General features: G+C 67.9%; 15 protein-coding genes. 5 read left to right on the top strand and 10 right to left on the bottom strand.

Annotation, left to right across the window (positions count from 1 at the left end; genetic code table 11):
- Positions 1–15: 15 nt before the first annotated feature.
- The 4 genes from HD557_RS06440 to HD557_RS06425 all read right to left on the bottom strand — a co-directional run bounded on the left by HD557_RS06440 (position 16) and on the right by HD557_RS06425 (position 4,303).
- The gene (locus HD557_RS06440) at positions 16–447 is read right to left on the bottom strand and encodes a Fur family transcriptional regulator (protein WP_008363669.1); all 432 of its coding nucleotides are present in this window, start codon (positions 445–447) and stop codon (positions 16–18) included.
- 63 nt (positions 448–510) lie between these two features.
- Positions 511–1,692 carry an MFS transporter gene (locus tag HD557_RS06435; RefSeq protein ID WP_196873297.1) on the bottom strand — a complete coding sequence of 394 codons (1,182 nt, stop codon included), beginning with the start codon at positions 1,690–1,692 and terminating at the stop codon, positions 511–513.
- A gap of 50 nt (positions 1,693–1,742) precedes the next feature.
- On the bottom strand, positions 1,743–3,200 hold the full coding sequence (locus tag HD557_RS06430) for a protein kinase domain-containing protein (RefSeq protein WP_196873296.1): 1,458 nt from the start codon (positions 3,198–3,200) through the stop codon (positions 1,743–1,745).
- 8 nt (positions 3,201–3,208) lie between these two features.
- Positions 3,209–4,303: a hypothetical protein gene (locus tag HD557_RS06425; protein WP_196873295.1), complete on the bottom strand. Its 1,095-nt coding sequence runs from the start codon at positions 4,301–4,303 to the stop codon at positions 3,209–3,211.
- Between the two features lie 76 nt (positions 4,304–4,379).
- Between HD557_RS06425 and HD557_RS06420 the strand changes: the two genes are divergently transcribed.
- From HD557_RS06420 to HD557_RS06410, 3 genes are all read left to right on the top strand, one after another.
- Complete coding sequence (locus tag HD557_RS06420) at positions 4,380–5,291, top strand: oxygenase MpaB family protein (protein WP_008363660.1); 912 nt, start codon at positions 4,380–4,382, stop codon at positions 5,289–5,291.
- A gap of 86 nt (positions 5,292–5,377) precedes the next feature.
- On the top strand, positions 5,378–7,000 hold the full coding sequence (locus tag HD557_RS06415) for an alkaline phosphatase D family protein (protein ID WP_196873294.1): 1,623 nt from the start codon (positions 5,378–5,380) through the stop codon (positions 6,998–7,000).
- A gap of 112 nt (positions 7,001–7,112) precedes the next feature.
- Positions 7,113–7,679 carry a DUF6199 family natural product biosynthesis protein gene (locus HD557_RS06410; protein ID WP_196873293.1) on the top strand — a complete coding sequence of 189 codons (567 nt, stop codon included), beginning with the start codon at positions 7,113–7,115 and terminating at the stop codon, positions 7,677–7,679.
- Here HD557_RS06410 and HD557_RS06405 read toward each other — a convergent pair.
- Positions 7,645–8,217: a TetR/AcrR family transcriptional regulator gene (locus HD557_RS06405; protein WP_196873292.1), complete on the bottom strand. Its 573-nt coding sequence runs from the start codon at positions 8,215–8,217 to the stop codon at positions 7,645–7,647. The genes HD557_RS06410 and HD557_RS06405 overlap by 35 nt on opposite strands.
- Positions 8,218–8,294: 77 nt before the next feature.
- Here HD557_RS06405 and HD557_RS06400 point away from each other — a divergent pair, with 77 nt between their 5' ends.
- The gene (locus HD557_RS06400; protein ID WP_196873291.1) at positions 8,295–9,314 is read left to right on the top strand and encodes an alpha/beta fold hydrolase; all 1,020 of its coding nucleotides are present in this window, start codon (positions 8,295–8,297) and stop codon (positions 9,312–9,314) included.
- A gap of 11 nt (positions 9,315–9,325) precedes the next feature.
- Here HD557_RS06400 and HD557_RS06395 read toward each other — a convergent pair whose 3' ends face one another.
- The 5 genes from HD557_RS06395 to HD557_RS06375 all read right to left on the bottom strand — a co-directional run bounded on the left by HD557_RS06395 (position 9,326) and on the right by HD557_RS06375 (position 13,906).
- Positions 9,326–9,781 (bottom strand): hypothetical protein, encoded by a 456-nt coding sequence (locus HD557_RS06395; RefSeq protein WP_196873290.1) that lies wholly within the window; start codon positions 9,779–9,781, stop codon positions 9,326–9,328.
- 1 nt (position 9,782) lies between these two features.
- Entirely contained in the window at positions 9,783–10,133 is a 351-nt protein-coding gene (locus HD557_RS06390) for a hypothetical protein (protein WP_196873289.1), read from the bottom strand.
- A gap of 139 nt (positions 10,134–10,272) precedes the next feature.
- Positions 10,273–10,806 (bottom strand): hypothetical protein, encoded by a 534-nt coding sequence (locus HD557_RS06385; RefSeq protein ID WP_196873288.1) that lies wholly within the window; start codon positions 10,804–10,806, stop codon positions 10,273–10,275.
- A 104-nt stretch (positions 10,807–10,910) separates the two neighbouring features.
- A complete protein-coding gene (locus HD557_RS06380; RefSeq protein ID WP_196873287.1) occupies positions 10,911–13,601 on the bottom strand; it encodes a hypothetical protein in 2,691 nt (896 codons plus the stop codon).
- Positions 13,598–13,906, bottom strand: a complete 309-nt coding sequence (locus HD557_RS06375; protein WP_196873286.1) for a hypothetical protein — start codon at positions 13,904–13,906, stop codon at positions 13,598–13,600. Before HD557_RS06375 ends, HD557_RS06380 begins: the two co-directional genes overlap by 4 nt.
- 260 nt (positions 13,907–14,166) lie before the next feature.
- Here HD557_RS06375 and HD557_RS06370 point away from each other — a divergent pair, with 260 nt between their 5' ends.
- Positions 14,167–14,496 carry a PadR family transcriptional regulator gene (locus HD557_RS06370; RefSeq protein ID WP_008363644.1) on the top strand — a complete coding sequence of 110 codons (330 nt, stop codon included), beginning with the start codon at positions 14,167–14,169 and terminating at the stop codon, positions 14,494–14,496.
- The last annotated feature ends 3 nt before the right edge of the window (positions 14,497–14,499 follow it).

Below are 14,499 nucleotides of genomic sequence, written 5' to 3'. Positions count from 1 at the left end.
TCATTGCTGCGCTGCTCAGTTCTTGCGCTGGGCGGCCTGGCACTGCGGACAGGTGCCCCAGTAGATGACCTCGGCCTCGTCGACGACGAAGCCGTTGTCGTCCGATGCCGTCAAGCAGGGCGCATGGCCGACGGCGCAGTCGACGTCGGCGATGCTCCCGCAGGAGCGGCAGACCACGTGGTGGTGGTTGTCCCCGACCCGGGTCTCGTAACGAGCCACCGAGCCGGACGGCTGGATGCGGCGTACGATCCCGGCCGCCGAGAGGGCGGCGAGGGAGTCGTAGACGGCTTGATGGGAGACGTCCGGAAGCCGCTCGCGCACCGCTCCGAGGATGGTCTCGGTGTCGGCGTGCGCGTTCTCGGTGACGGCCCCCAGAACGGCCACTCGCGGGCGAGTGACGCGCAGGGAGGCACCTCTCAGCAACTGTTCGTAGTCCGCGTTCCCCACGCCTCAGACACTACGCGAAATCCTGAATGAGTCAAGAAACGGCGGAGGAAATTTTCGGCCGGATCAGCCGAGGTTCACCGCCTCGGAAGCAGGGCGGGTGGCGAAGCGGCGGGCCATCAGCGGGATCAGCACGGAGATCGCCAGCGGGATGACGAACATCGAGCGCTCGCCGAAGAGCTCGGCGACGCCGGCGATGAGGGAGGCGGCGGCGAGGTAGCCGGCGTAGTTGGCGAGATTGACGCGGGCGATCGCCTCCTCGGCGTTGTCCGGGGAGATGTGGGCGGCGGCGACGAAGGACTGCGGCGGGACCATCGCGAGGCTGCCGCCGAGGACGGCGAAGCCGACGGCGGCGACGCTCCAGTGCGGGGCGGCGACGATCAGCACCAGGGCGCCGACGCCGACGATCCCGCCGGTCCGGATCACCCGCTCGGGACCGAAGCGGGCGACGAGGCGGTCGCCGGGGAGCCGTACGACCAGGAGGACCAGCTGGTAGGCGGCGTAGATCGCCGGCCCGACCGCGGCGACGGCGCCCAGGCCGTCGACGACGTAGATCCCACCCCAGGCCGAGGCCGCGGAGTCGATGAACCACATCGCGAAGGTGGGCACCGCCACCAGGAGGAGGGGCAGCCACGGCAGCTGGGGCTTGGGACGCTGCGTACTGCTGGTCCGGTGCTCGGCGGCGTCGACCGCCTCCGGCGGCAGCAGGAGCCGGAACGTGGCAGCGTTGGCCGCCAGGCCGATGAGCGCGATCGGGATCATGTCGAAACCCAGAGGTACGCCGAGGGCGATCGTCACGGTCGCGTAGACGGCGCCGAGGACGGCCGCCGCGCTCCACATCGCGTGGAAGCCGTTCATCAGCGGGCGGGCGTACGCGTCCTGGGTGGCCGTGCCCTGCATGTTCATCGACGCGTCGACGCCGCCCAGGAAGAAGCCGTAGACGCCGTTGAGAACCAGCAGGGTCGCCATGGTCGGCGCGAAGGCGGGCGCGACGGCGGCCAGGGACGCACCGCCGAGCATCAGCGACAGGGTTGCGGCGCTGCCGATCCTGGTCGCGAGGTGACCCGCGACGACGCTGCCCAGCGCCCCGATCGCGGTGGTGACTCCGAGCACGACGAAGACGTCGCCGGCGCTGAGATCGAGCTTGGTCGCGATCGACTCGAGCCGGGTGATCAGCGATGCGAAGGTCAGTCCCTGGATCGCGAAGGCGACGAAGACCGCCGTCCGGGCCAGCTGGAGTCGGGTCATGGACGCGAAGTCTGCACCCTCACGCCGGGTCGCGCACCCGTTTCCTCAGGTCAGTTGCCCTTGAGCAGCCCGTCGAGGATCTTCTCGCCGTCCTTGCCGTCGCGCTTGCCCAGGCTGTCGAACTCGTCGCGGAGCTGCTCCATCTCGCGCTTGGCGCTCTCACCCTTCTCGACGAGGTCGCGGATGTCCTGGATCTGGTCCTCCCACTCCTGGGACTGGCCCTCGTCGATGACGTTCCAGCTCTCCAGGTTCTCCCGCCAGCGGTCCAGCCGGTCGAGCCGGTTGAGGGTCTTGTTGTCCGACGCGTCGGTGTTCTCGTCGGTGTTCTCGTCGGTGTTCTCGTCGGCGGAGTCGTCGGAGCCGGTGTCGGTGTTGTTGTCGGAGCCGCTGGAGTTGTCGGAGCTCTGGGACGGCTGGTCGGCCTCGGCCGGCGCGGGCTCGTACGCAGCCAGCCACGAGGCGGCGAAGAGGCACGCGATCACGAGCGCCGCGGCTCCGAGGAGACGGCCGGTCGGGAACCTCCGCAGCGACCCCGGGCGCGGCCCGCGTACGGGCGGCGGGGCGTCGGGCCGGGGCAGGACGCCGGTGCGGGAGCCGGGCAGCGCCATCGGCTCATCAAGGGGCCGTTGCGGCATCGCCTGGGTCGGACGCGGCGCCTGCCCGGAGCCCAGCAGGTCGGTGGCGTCGGGGTCGGCGCCGCTGAGCACATAGCCGAGCTCGTGCCCGACCTGGTCCATCGAGGGCCGGGCGGCCGGGTTCTTGTCGAGCATGCGGGTGACCAGCCGCGCCAGCGGTGCGGGCACCGAGCGGAAGTCGGTGATGCGCGGCACCGGGTCACTGAGGTGCATGTGCAGGATCTTCACCGGATGTGGGGCGGAGTAGGGCACCTTGCCGGTGAGCATCTCGAAGAGCACGCAGCCCAGCGAGTAGACGTCCGCGGGCGGTCCGACCGGGTCGCCGGCGGCCTGCTCGGGCGAGAGGTAGGACGGGCTCCCGATGACGTGGCCGGTCTGGGTCAGCCCGGCGTCGACCCCCGTCATGGCGTACGCGATGCCGAAGTCGAGCACGGTCAGCCGGCCGTCGCCGTCGAACATGAGGTTGGCCGGCTTGATGTCGCGGTGCACCACACCGGCCCGGTGAGCGGCGCCGAGGGCACCGGCGACCTGGCGGGTGTACTCGACCGCCATGTCGACCGGCATCGCGCCGTGCTGCCGGATCGGCTCGGCCAGGGTCGGGCCGGGCAGCAGCTCCATCACCAGGAAGACGTCGTTGTCGTCGCTGCCCGCGTCGAAGATCTTGACCACGTCGTCATGGACGACCCGAGCCGTCGAGAGGGACTCCCGGCGGAACCGCTCGGCCATCGTCGGGTCGTCCACGTCGCGCAGCAGCTTCACCGCCACATCACGGTCGAGGACGGTGTCACGCGCCCGCCAGACCTCTCCCATGCCGCCGGCTCCGAGCAGGGCGAGGAGCCGGTAACGGCCGGCGATCGGGGGGTGCGCATCCATGGCGGAAATTATGCCGGGGTCACCCAGGAGCTGAAGAGCGGGATGCCCTCCCAGGCTCCCCCGCGCGCGACCGCCACCACCGCGTGCGGCCGGTCGAACCTCAGGTCGACCTGCCGCACCTTCGTCTCGCGCGGCGCGGCGGCTGCCCGGACCATCATCCCGGTCACCGCGGCCGCCTCGAAACCCTCACGGTCGTAGGACGCGACCGCCTTCTGTACGCAGGCAGCCTCCGACTCCTCCTCGACCGCGGCCATCACGCCGCGGGCGATCTCGCCGACCCCCGGCGCGGCCGAGAGGTCATGGCGGTCCTCGGCGCTCCACTCCGGAAGGTGGCTGCGCCAGCGGTCGGCGGGTGAGCCACCGAAGATCGTGACCTCGTCGACCGTCCAGGCGTGGCCACCGTCGTCATCGGGTTCGAAGGCGCGGTTGCGCACCTCGCCCGCGTCGATCCTCCGGACGACCTCGTCGGCGGCCCGCCACACGTCGTCGGCGGTGACGTCCGGCGCGGCGATCACGGAGTAGACCGAGATGCCGTCCTCGCTCGACGGACAGGCGACCGCGACCGGGCCGGCGGCTTCGGTCTCCACCACCGCCTGGAAGCCGCCCTCGAGCAGGAGCAGCCCGTCGCCGCCGTCGTCGAGCGGCTCGCTCCAGCGCGGGGTCACCACCAGCGCCGAGGCCAGCACGAGCAGCGTCCGGGCGTCGATCTCGAGCGGAAACTCCTTGATCAGGCCGCGGGTGTTCTCCGCGGCCCACGCGTCGAGCCCGGCCTGCTCCGGGAGCGGGTCGAGCAGCACGGGCAGGCCCTTCGTGAGCTCGATCCCGGGGCGCAGCCAGCCGGCCACGGCGGCTCCGATCGTGGGGTGCGGCGCCTCCAGCAGCGTCAGCGCGGCAGCCCGGGCGTCGGCGCGGTTCAGCCCAAGAATCTCGCCGGTCTCGGTCTCCGACGCCGGCGCCAGCGAGGCGAGGAGCAGCCACAGACCTGCGTACGAGATCACCGGGGACTCGGCCGTGCCGAGCGCGGAGCGGGTGGTGGCGGCGTACGTCCGGACCGCCTCGGCGGCAGCGAGGGACAGGGGCGACTGCGTTCCCGACTTCTCCATGCCGAAGACACTACGGGGAAGGCCACGACAAGTGACCCAGATCACGATACAGTTATGTATCGAGCGAGGAGGCACGATGCCCAAGCTGAATTGTCACAGGCGGGCGCGCACGGCCGGGTTGGACCCGGAGACCGAGTTCCAGGAGATCTCGAGGCGTCTGGGGCTCTACGAGTTCCCGTGGGACACGACTCAGGCGCTGAGCTTCGCGCTGTTCCGCACCTATGCGGTGCCCTCGATCGGCCGGCTGCTGGCCGACACCCACCAGTTCACCGAGCACACCCAGAAGCGCTACGACGACACCGCGCTGCTGCTGGAGGACGCGGCGATCGAGGACCTGGACAGCCCTCGCGGCCGGGCCGCGGTGCGGCGGATCAACCAGATGCACCGGATGTACGACATCTCCAACGACGACATGCGCTACGTCCTCTCGACGTTCGTGGTGATCCCGCGGCGCTGGAACCAGGAGTTCGGCTGGCGGCAGTCGACCTCCGACGAGCAGCTCGCGGCGCTGCGCTACTACCAGGCGCTCGGGAAGCGGATGGGGATCAAGGACATCCCGGCGACCTACGAGGAGTTCGAGCAGCTGCTCGACACCTACGAGGCCGAGCACTTCGGGTACGACGAGGGCGGCCGTGCCGTCGCCGACTCGACCCTCGAGCTGCTGACCACCTTCTACCCGCGCCCGCTGGCACCGCTCATCCGGATCTTCTCGCTGTCGCTGATGGAGCCGCATCTGCTCGAGGCGTTCGGCTATCCCGAGCCCGGGCGTCTCCCGCGGGCGCTGTCGCGCGGGGCGCTGAAGGCGCGGGCACGTGTGGTGGCTCTGCTGCCGGCACGACGGAAACCTGCGTACGTCCGGGACATGCCGCGCATCCGCAGCTATCCCCACGGGTTCGACACCGAGGCCCTCGGCACCTTCGCGCCGGGGTGTCCGGTGCACCGGACCGCCGATCAGACCTCCGAGCCCGTCGAGGGCACCAAGCCGTAGCCCACCCCTCCCCCGCACTTCACGAGGCCTTCACCAGGCACCGCTTCGCTGATGTCGATAACCCCCATATCGACAGGAGCACGTCCATGCCTGGCCCCAGCAACACTCCTGATCTCCGCGGCGCCCTTCGAGGCCTCGACCGCCGCCGCTTCCTGACCGTCTCGGCCGCCGCGACCGCGTTGGCGTTCACGACCGGCCTGCCGCGTACCGGCGCCTTCGCCGCCCCGGCCGGCTCTCCGTCCGCCATCACCTCGGACCCGTTCACCCTCGCCGTCGCGTCGGGCGACCCGCTGCCCGACTCGGTGCTGTTGTGGACCCGGCTCGCTCCCCTACCGCTGGAGCCCACCGGCGGGATGCCGCCCGCGCGCTTCGACGTCGCGTGGGAGGTGGCCCGCGACGCCGCCTTCACCCGGGTCGTACGCCGCGGCGCCGCTGCCGCGCACACGGAGTTCAACCACTCGGTGCACGCCGAGGTCCGCGGCCTGGACGCCGCGACCGAGTACTTCTACCGCTTCCGGGTCGGCCGGTGGATCAGCCCGGTCGGACGGACCCGGACCGCCCCGGCCGTGGGTGCCGCGGTGTCGTCGCTGACCTTCGCCCTCGCCTCGTGCCAGCGCTACGACCAGGGCTACTACACCGCGTACAAGCATCTTGCCGGTGAGGACGTGGACGCCGTCTTCCACCTGGGCGACTACCTCTACGAGTACGCCGTGAACGCCTCTGCCGGGACGCGCGCCTATACCCAGCCGCTGCCCGCACACCTCAACCACGAGACCGTCACGCTGGACGACTACCGGGCTCGCTACGGGCTCTACAAGTCCGACCCGGACCAGATCGCGGCCCACCTCGCGCACCCGTTCATCGTCACCTGGGACGACCACGAGACCGAGAACAACTACGCCGCCGACACCCCCGAGAACTCGGTGCCGCCCGAGGAGTTCCTGGTACGCCGCGCCGCCGCCTACCGGGCCTACTGGGAGAACCAGCCGCTGCGGCTCCCGCAGCAGCCGACCGGCCCCGACCTGAGGCTCTACCGGCGGCTGCAGTGGGGCCGGCTGGCCCAGTTCGACATCCTCGACACCCGGCAGTACCGCACCAACCAGGCCAACGGCGACGGCTGGAAGGTGCCGTCGGCGGAGTCCGAGGCGGAATCGATGACGCTGCCGGGGAACGAGCAGGAGCAGTGGCTGATCAACGGCTGGCGCCGCTCCGCGGCGACGTGGAACGTCGTCCCGCAGCAGGTCACCTTCTCGCGCCGCGACCACCCGTCCGGCGACGGCACCCGTTCGATGGACTCGTGGGACGGCTACCCCGCTTCGCGGCGCCGGATCCTCGAGGGCTGGAAGGCGTCCGAACAGTCGAACCTGATGGTGCTGACCGGTGACGTACACGTCCACTACGGCCTCGACATCCACGACGACTTCGACGACCCGTCCTCGCGGATCATGGGCACCGAGATCGTCACCAGCTCGATCACCTCCGGCGGCAACGGTGCCGAGCACCCGGCCAACTGGGCCGCGTACCTGGAGCGCAACCCGCACATGAAGTTCTACAACGGCCTCCGTGGCTACACGACCGTCTCGCTCGACGCGACCGGCGCGGAGATCACCTACAAGAACGTCCCGTACGTCAGCACGCCCGGCGCACCGCTGACCGTCGGTGGACGCTTCTTCACCGAGTCCGGCAGGCCCGGGCTGGTTCCGGCGTAGCGAATCCTGCCGAGGCTGGTGCCGGACCACGCTCGCGGCGCATCCCGGGCGAACGAACTTTCGTTCACCGGGTGCGCGGCCGGTGCCCGACTCGGGGTATACGTATCCCGTGATGCTGCTCGCGATCATCTTGGTTCTCGGGGCCGCATGGTCCTTCTTCATCGCCGCCCGGCCGGAGGTCGGGTTCTTCCTCGAAGAGGGCTGGAAGTTCCGCGACGCGGAACCCTCCGACCTCTACCTCGGTGTGACCCGCTTCGGCTCGGCCGTCCTCGGTATCGCCCTCCTCGTCTTCGCCGCCATCTTCGCTTTCGGCGGCCCGGGCGGCGGTACGCCGGAGTCGGACGACTCCCCGACCGGAACGGCGACCTCGGACCCCCTGGCCGAAGGCTTCGCCCAAGCGCGGGAGAAGGAGGACGAGGCGGCTGCGCGCTCCAAGGAGGAGTGCCGGCGGCTGAAGCCGAAGTTCGAGCAGACGGTGAAGTGGAACGCCCAGGACAAGGTCGCCAACCCCGACGCCCTGCACGCCCTGGCCGGCAGCGAGGGCGCCTCGGTGGAGATCGAATCGCGCGCGAACGGCGAGGTGGTCACGGTGCGCGGCAGCGAGGCCGAGTACGCCGGCTCGTCCCGCGGCCGCGTCCTCTTCTTCATGACCTCAGTAGGCGCGACCTGTATGCCCTGATCGAGGCTTCGGCCTCTTCGGCGGTGATGTCACCGACGAGGACCCGCAGGGTGAGACCGTCGGAGAGTGCGAGCAGCTCGATGGCACGGGCTCGCGCCTCGGCCTCATCGAGACCGTCCGCCTCCTGGATGTGGCGAGTGCACTCCTCGACGCCCACCCGGGTCGCGTCGGCCAGGATCTGGCGTACGGCCGTGTGGGTCATCGCCTTGGCGACGTAGGCGTACCACACAGTGACCCCGATGCGACCGGCCTCGGTGGCCGGGATCTGCTGGAGCAGGATGTGGAGGAGACGGTCGGCGGGCGGACGGTCGGCGGTCGCCTCGTACTCGATGACGGCGCGCTTGACGAGCAGGTCGATGCCGGCGACGACCAACGCGTCCTTGGTGCCGAAGTAGTGCTGTACGCGGCCCATCGAGACGCCGGCCCGGGCGGCGACGGTCCGCAGGCTGATGCCCTCGATCCCCTGCTCGGCGACGATCTGCCAGAGCCCGGCGACGATCTCGAACCGGCGCTGTTCGTGGTCGACGGCTCTTGGCATGACGCCCAGGCTAGCAATACAGTCGCATCGTAACGGTTTCAATGCGATCGCATCGTTATCGCAAACGAGGGGACGACATGGACGGGGACATCGAGAATGAGGACGTCGAACCGCACAGGAAGCGCCGACGCTGGCCGGTGGTCCTCCTCACCGCCATCGCGGTCGTCTCGACGGGGTGCCTGGTGATGGTGCTCGGCACGAGCGGCCCCGGCGTCGGCCATTTCCGCACGCCAGCGGGACGCCAGGCCTACATCGAGGCGTACGACGCCGCCTTCGCCGCACTGCCGAAGCCGACCGAGACGCATGACGTCGAGACCACCTTCGGCACGGTCCGTGCGTACGCATGGCTGAACCCGAACCCGGTCGACGATGTCCCGGTCGTGCTGGTGCCGGGACGGGCCAGCGGCGTACCCATGTGGGGAGAGAACCTGCGGGACTTCGCCGAGCACCGCACCGTCTACGCGTTCGACGCGATCGGCGACAGCGGGCTCTCCGAGCAGACCCTTCCGCTGCGTGGCATGGACGACAACGCCCGCTGGGTCGAGGAGGCGCTGGACGGTCTCGAGCTCGACCGGATCCACCTGGTCGGTCACTCCCAAGGCGGAGGGCTCGCCGCGGCCGTCGCCGTGCGCTACCCGGATCGGCTGGCCAGCCTGACCCTGCTCGAGCCGATCATGACGTTCGGCATGCTGCCTGCCTGGGCGATCGGCTGGTCCGCGGTGGCCGTACTCCCGTTCCTGCCCGACTCCTGGCGCGACCACGCACTGAACCGGATCGGCGGCGTCGAGGACGACGAGGTCGACCCGGACGACCCGATGGCTCGAATGATCGCGGCCGGTACGGCGCACTTCGACTCCGGCAGCCTCCCGACGCCCTCACGGCTGACCGACGAGCAGTTGCGCGCTCTCCGGATGCCTGTCTACGTCGCCATCGCGAGCGACAAGTCGCTGGCCGGCGGCGAGGACGCGGCCGAGAAGGCCCGGCGGATCCCCGGCGCGACCGTCAAGGTCTGGCCGAAGACCACCCACTCCCTGCCCATGCAGGTCGCGGCCGAGCTCGACGCCGAGCTGGAGAGGTTCTGGGCCGACGTACGTTGACGGCGCCGCCGTCAGGGCGGCCCGGTCGTCGTGGACTCGTGCGGCGACGGCAGCTTCGAGATCGCGATGCTCAGCAGAACGACCGGGGCGATCATGACCAACGTGATCACGAGCCAGAACCAGCCGCTGCTGAACAGCCCGCCCTCGTCCGCCTCGAACGCCATCACCGTGATCCCGATGCCGACGAAGACACCGACCCCGAGCCCGATCACCACCAAGGTCAGCGCCCAGATCCGGCGATGAAGACCGCGAAGGATGCAGAAGATCCCGAACACGGTGACCGCGATCCCCGTGCAGGCGACAGCCAGCCCCGACTGCTCACCGCTGCTCAGGCGGGTGCCCTCGTCCTCGAACACCATGCCGATGACCCGCAAACAGATGATCAGCGAGCCGACCGCGTACAGCAGCGCCAGCACCGACCCGATCACCAGGGTCGGCGGCCGCGCTTCCCGAGACTGAACGGCCACGTCAGGCCCAGAGCCCGACGTACTCGATGAAAATCCGCAACCCGCCGTTGAGCTCGGCGGCGTTCGTGATCGCGTTGACGATTCGTACGACCCAGAAGACGGCCAGCGTGTAGCCGATCCCGAGCGCTATCCCCGAGACGGCGGCGCTGGTTCCGGCCGCCTTCGCCTGACCCAGGCCGACGTGGCCGAGGACGACAGCGATGCCGATCGGGACGATCGAGGCGATCATCAGCAGCCCGAGAATGACCCAGATGACCGGGCGGTCCTCGAACCGGTAGAGGGAGTTGTAGTAGCCCTGGCTGACCTTCGGCATGCCGACGATCACCCGCACCAGGGCGACGACCCCCAGCATCCCCGCCGCAAACCCGAGTCCGGCCGGCCCGAGCCATCCGCTGGCGCGCCGAGCGCCAGAGCGAGGCGCGGGAACTCCGGGCGCCGGCCACGACGGACCTGCGCCCGGGTTGCTTGGGTTCGACATTCCGCTCTAATCCCTAGCCCAGCCTGCTCGACAGATCCGAGGAGGCAGTAACCGCAGCGTCGCCAGATCCATCTGTCCCGTAGGATCCTTGGCTTGTCGGTGACGCGGCTTCCACCTTCGGGAGATCTCCACTGAGCGTCGCAGCCATATCCACGACCGCCGTGGCGGCGTCGCTCAGTTTGGCGTCGCTCGGTCGGTAACTCACGCGAAGCAGGTAGGAATTCGCGACCACTACGGCCTTGAACTCATCCTGGCTGCCGTCGCTCGACCAATGCTCGACGTAGCCGGGACCGAGCTCGGCGAGGGCCGGCACATCGACCGCCTCGCCCTCGAGGTCGACCTTCTCGTCCGCAACCATCGCCTCAGCCTTGGAGCGTTCGGCACCATCGAGCTGTCGCACGATCGCACGCACTACCCACCGATCGCTGGCAGGATCACGCCAGACGCAATCCATGCTGCCGACCGCGACGTCCGTCTTCTCATCATGAAGGTCACTAACGCCGGTTAGCGAGTTCAAATATTCGCCGCTCAGAACGTCACACTGCATCGCCGACTCCTTGGGACTGGATGACTTCTCTTGCCCGCACGCAACTACGGAAATGACGACCACGCACACCACAGCAAACGCTATTGGTCGATTCACTGCTCTCCTCACGGCTCATACGAATCGGCTCGCGGCTCGTACTTCTCCTCGACGAACTTCTTGACTGCCTCGAGATCGTTGGCGTAGTCGATCTCGAACTGCTGCTTTCCGTCAGCGGTCAAGCCGCCGAACTGATCGTAAGAGGCGCTGGACGTCCACTGATCGAACGCCCGCCCAAGAGGACTCTGCGGATCCTTGATGTCCTCGCCCGAGTAGACGTCGTCTCGAAACTTCACCCCGTCTGCGGTCTGGACGAGGAGCTCCGGACCGATGTCCGAAGCAGGGATCACACCCATCCGAATGTAGGTGTTGAGCATGCTTCGTTCAAGCAACTGGGAACCACTGGCGTGCTGCCCTTCTCTCCACTCGTCGCCCTTGGGGCCTTCACCGACCGCGCTCTTCAGGGCGTCAAGGCCCTCCCCGGATGCAGTGTCTACGGTCGACGTCAGAAAGTGTTCACCGACCTTGCCGATCTTGTCCTTGAACGCGTCAGTGAGCACGTCGCCCGCACCAGGAACAAACTCTGTGCCGATGCTGAAAGCCTTCTCCATGAAGGCTGCCTGCGCTTTGGCGCGATTTTCTTCGTCGATGTCAATGACCGCCGAGTGGGCGATCGTCTCGGAGAGGACGCTTCCCATCTGGGTGTTGATGCCGTTGATATCGAGCCCGAGCCGCGCATTGATCTCTCTCAGAGACGGAACGCCCGGCTCATCCTTGAATTCCTCGATGATCTTGTCCTGGATGCGTAGGTTTCCCTCTTGGACTAGTGCCGCACCGAGCATCTCGGCGCCGGACTTGTCCTCGCCACGGCCAAGCTCACCCAGGACGAACTTGAAGTCTTCCTTGCTGATGTGAAGTTCGTCAGCGCCGGTCTGGGTGGCACCTTCAGGCTTCATCAGATCGAAGATGTCGTTGGCGTAGCCGGATGTGATGGTGCCTAGACTGTCCTTCATCTCGGGCCAGATGTGCCAGCGATCCTCTGGGCGCCACATATCCCAGTCCCCACCATCATCGCGACCGCTGTAGTCGGCGATGGTCTGCATCATGTCTGAGGCGAGCGCGGCGCTGAACTCGTTCTGCTTCATGGATGTTCCAGGAACGAACTTGTCACCATCGGCGAGGCTGCGGTCGCCGATTGTCGCCGCCTCGAGCGCCATGCCCAGGCCGTCACCCTCGTCCGACTCCGCCTCGCCAGAAAACGTCCGTTCGAGCATGAGGTACTTGAGCCGCTCGTTGTCCTTGCTGGTGTCTCCGTCGGGATAGCCGTCCATGAAGAACCGCTGAGCCGCGTCCGGGGAGTGGTTGAGACCGCCGAGAATGTTCCCGAGCGCATCCGTGGCAAACCCAGCGGTCCACTTCGCCGGCGCACGTCCCGCGGCGGGATGACCCTCGGCATCGTCCGGGTCGAGGATTCCGTCCGACCGGCCGCGCCACAGCGGCTCGCCCTCATGCTCCTTGATCCAGTTCTGCTCGAACTCGTACACCCCGTTCGCGAGGTTGTAGGCGAAGTCGGTCTGATACTCGGCAACTTCACCGCCCTTCTTGAACAGAAGGCTGAGGGCCGCTGCGTCAGCACCCTCACCGCGGGTGATCTTTTCGGTCCACGTCTGGCCCAGTGCCTTGGCGTCCTCAGGGCTGAGCCCGTTGGAGTACGTTGCCAACGTGGCACCAGCACCCTTCAAGAACCTCGAGTAGGCGTCCTTCTCTGCCTCATCGATGCGTCCCGAGCTAGGGAACGCCTCTTTGTTGAGGTCCTCGATGGCGTCGGCGAACTCTTCAGGCTTGACGTTGGAGTAAAGCTCCTTGGCGAACGCCGAATCCTTGGAGTAGTGCTCCAGAAGGGTCGCGCTGTCGCCGGTGACCGACTTGTTCTTGATGTCGGACTCGACCCAGTCCTCGATCACGCCTCGGCCCGTTGCACCCAGGGCAGCGTGAAGGTCGACGCCGACATCCTTGGCGTTGTCCAGGGCGTTGGCGATGCCCTCGCGACCCATCTGACTCATGATCTCGCGCTTGAGCTCCGGCTCGTCCTCGAGCTCATCCATGTAGGCGGCGTAGCGCTGCATCGCTGCCTTGTCCGGCTTGTCGCCATCCTCCTGGCCGGACGCAAGGATCTTGCCGATCTCGGGCGGAATGGCGTCGGCGATCTCGCCGTCGCCGCCGTCGTAGCCACCGTTCGTCGCGGTGGTGAGGACCCCTTCCAGCTCCGTCTCGGCCTCGGTCGCATCCGCCAACGCCTTCGAGATCGTCTCGGCGTAGGAGTCCATCGTGTCCTGCTCGGGGTGACCGACGGGCGCGCCTCGACGATTACCGGGCGCCTTCGACTCGGGCGGCGTCGGGTCCTCGATCTCGACCTGAGTGCCGCCGGGGAACTTCACCGTCCAGCCCTTGCCGATGGCGCCGTCGTACGCGCTCTTCGCGGCTTCCTTGGCACTGCGGAGAGACGACGCCGCACTGTCGAGACCGGCGACGACCGCCGACAACGGAGCAGCGATGTCGTTCAGGTCCTCGACCAGGCGCTTGTGGCGGCTGCGTGCAGCCTCTGAGCTGTTGGGCGTCTGCCAGGTCTCCGGCGGCTTGCCGGCGTCCATCTCGTCCTGCTGGTCGATGAGCTTCTTGCGCAGGTTGTTGAGCTTGTCGGCGGCGTCGCTCAGCCCGTCGGGCTTCCAGCTCTGGAGCTTCTCGTAGGTGACGGTCATCGCGGACCGACCTGCTGGTTGATCTTGTTGCCGGTGCGCTGGCTGGTCTCGTCGGAGGCGACGATGTGGTCGGCCGCGTTGTTCGTGAGCTCGTGGTGGCTGTTCGCCGACTTCACCCACGCGTCGAGGTTGGTCTTCAGCTCTGTCTTGAGCTTGTTCGCCGCACCGACGCACGTGCTGTCAGGGAGGGCGGAGGTGATCGCACTGATCGAGTCAGAGAAGTCGATCCCTTTGACATTGTTCGCTGCTGCTTGGATCTTCTGCGCGGACTTCCTGACGTCCGCCTCGATCATCTGCACGGTCATGCGCGCCCCCCAAGACTCTTGGTGATGGTTACAACCACCTCATACCCCGTTGCCGGGGTTCTAAACATAAAAGTTTCAGACGCTTCAGCGACGGTCAATGACTGTCACTACGTGGCGCACGACTACTTAGCCGCCTTCCGAGCAGGAGCGTAGCCGCCACCCTCGGACCCCAGCCGACCAAAGGACTTGACCTTTCGTCACTACTCAGCGCTACTATGTACCAGTAGTCAGCAACACTGAGTAGTGGAAGGAGGTGCCCGATGGGCAAGCAGATGACCGAGATGCTCAAGGGGACGCTGGAGGGGATCGTGCTGGCGTTCCTGACCGGCAACCCGGCGTACGGATACGAGATCACGACCTGGCTGCGGAGCCAGGGGTTCACCGAGATCGCCGAGGGCACGGTCTACGCGCTGCTGGTCCGGATCGAGAAGAACGGGCTGGTGGACGTGGAGAAGCGGCCGTCCGAGAAGGGGCCGCCGCGGAAGGTCTACTCGCTCAACGCAGATGGCGAGAAGTACCTCGAAGAGTTCTGGACCACCTGGGGGTTCCTGGCCGAACGGCTGGAGAGCCTCCGCACGGAAGGGAAGTAGGAC

Source organism: Nocardioides luteus (assembly GCF_015752315.1).
Lineage (GTDB): Bacteria > Actinomycetota > Actinomycetes > Propionibacteriales > Nocardioidaceae > Nocardioides.
Note: the sequence above shows the minus strand (reverse complement) of the source record. Positions and strands in the feature narration are given on the sequence as shown.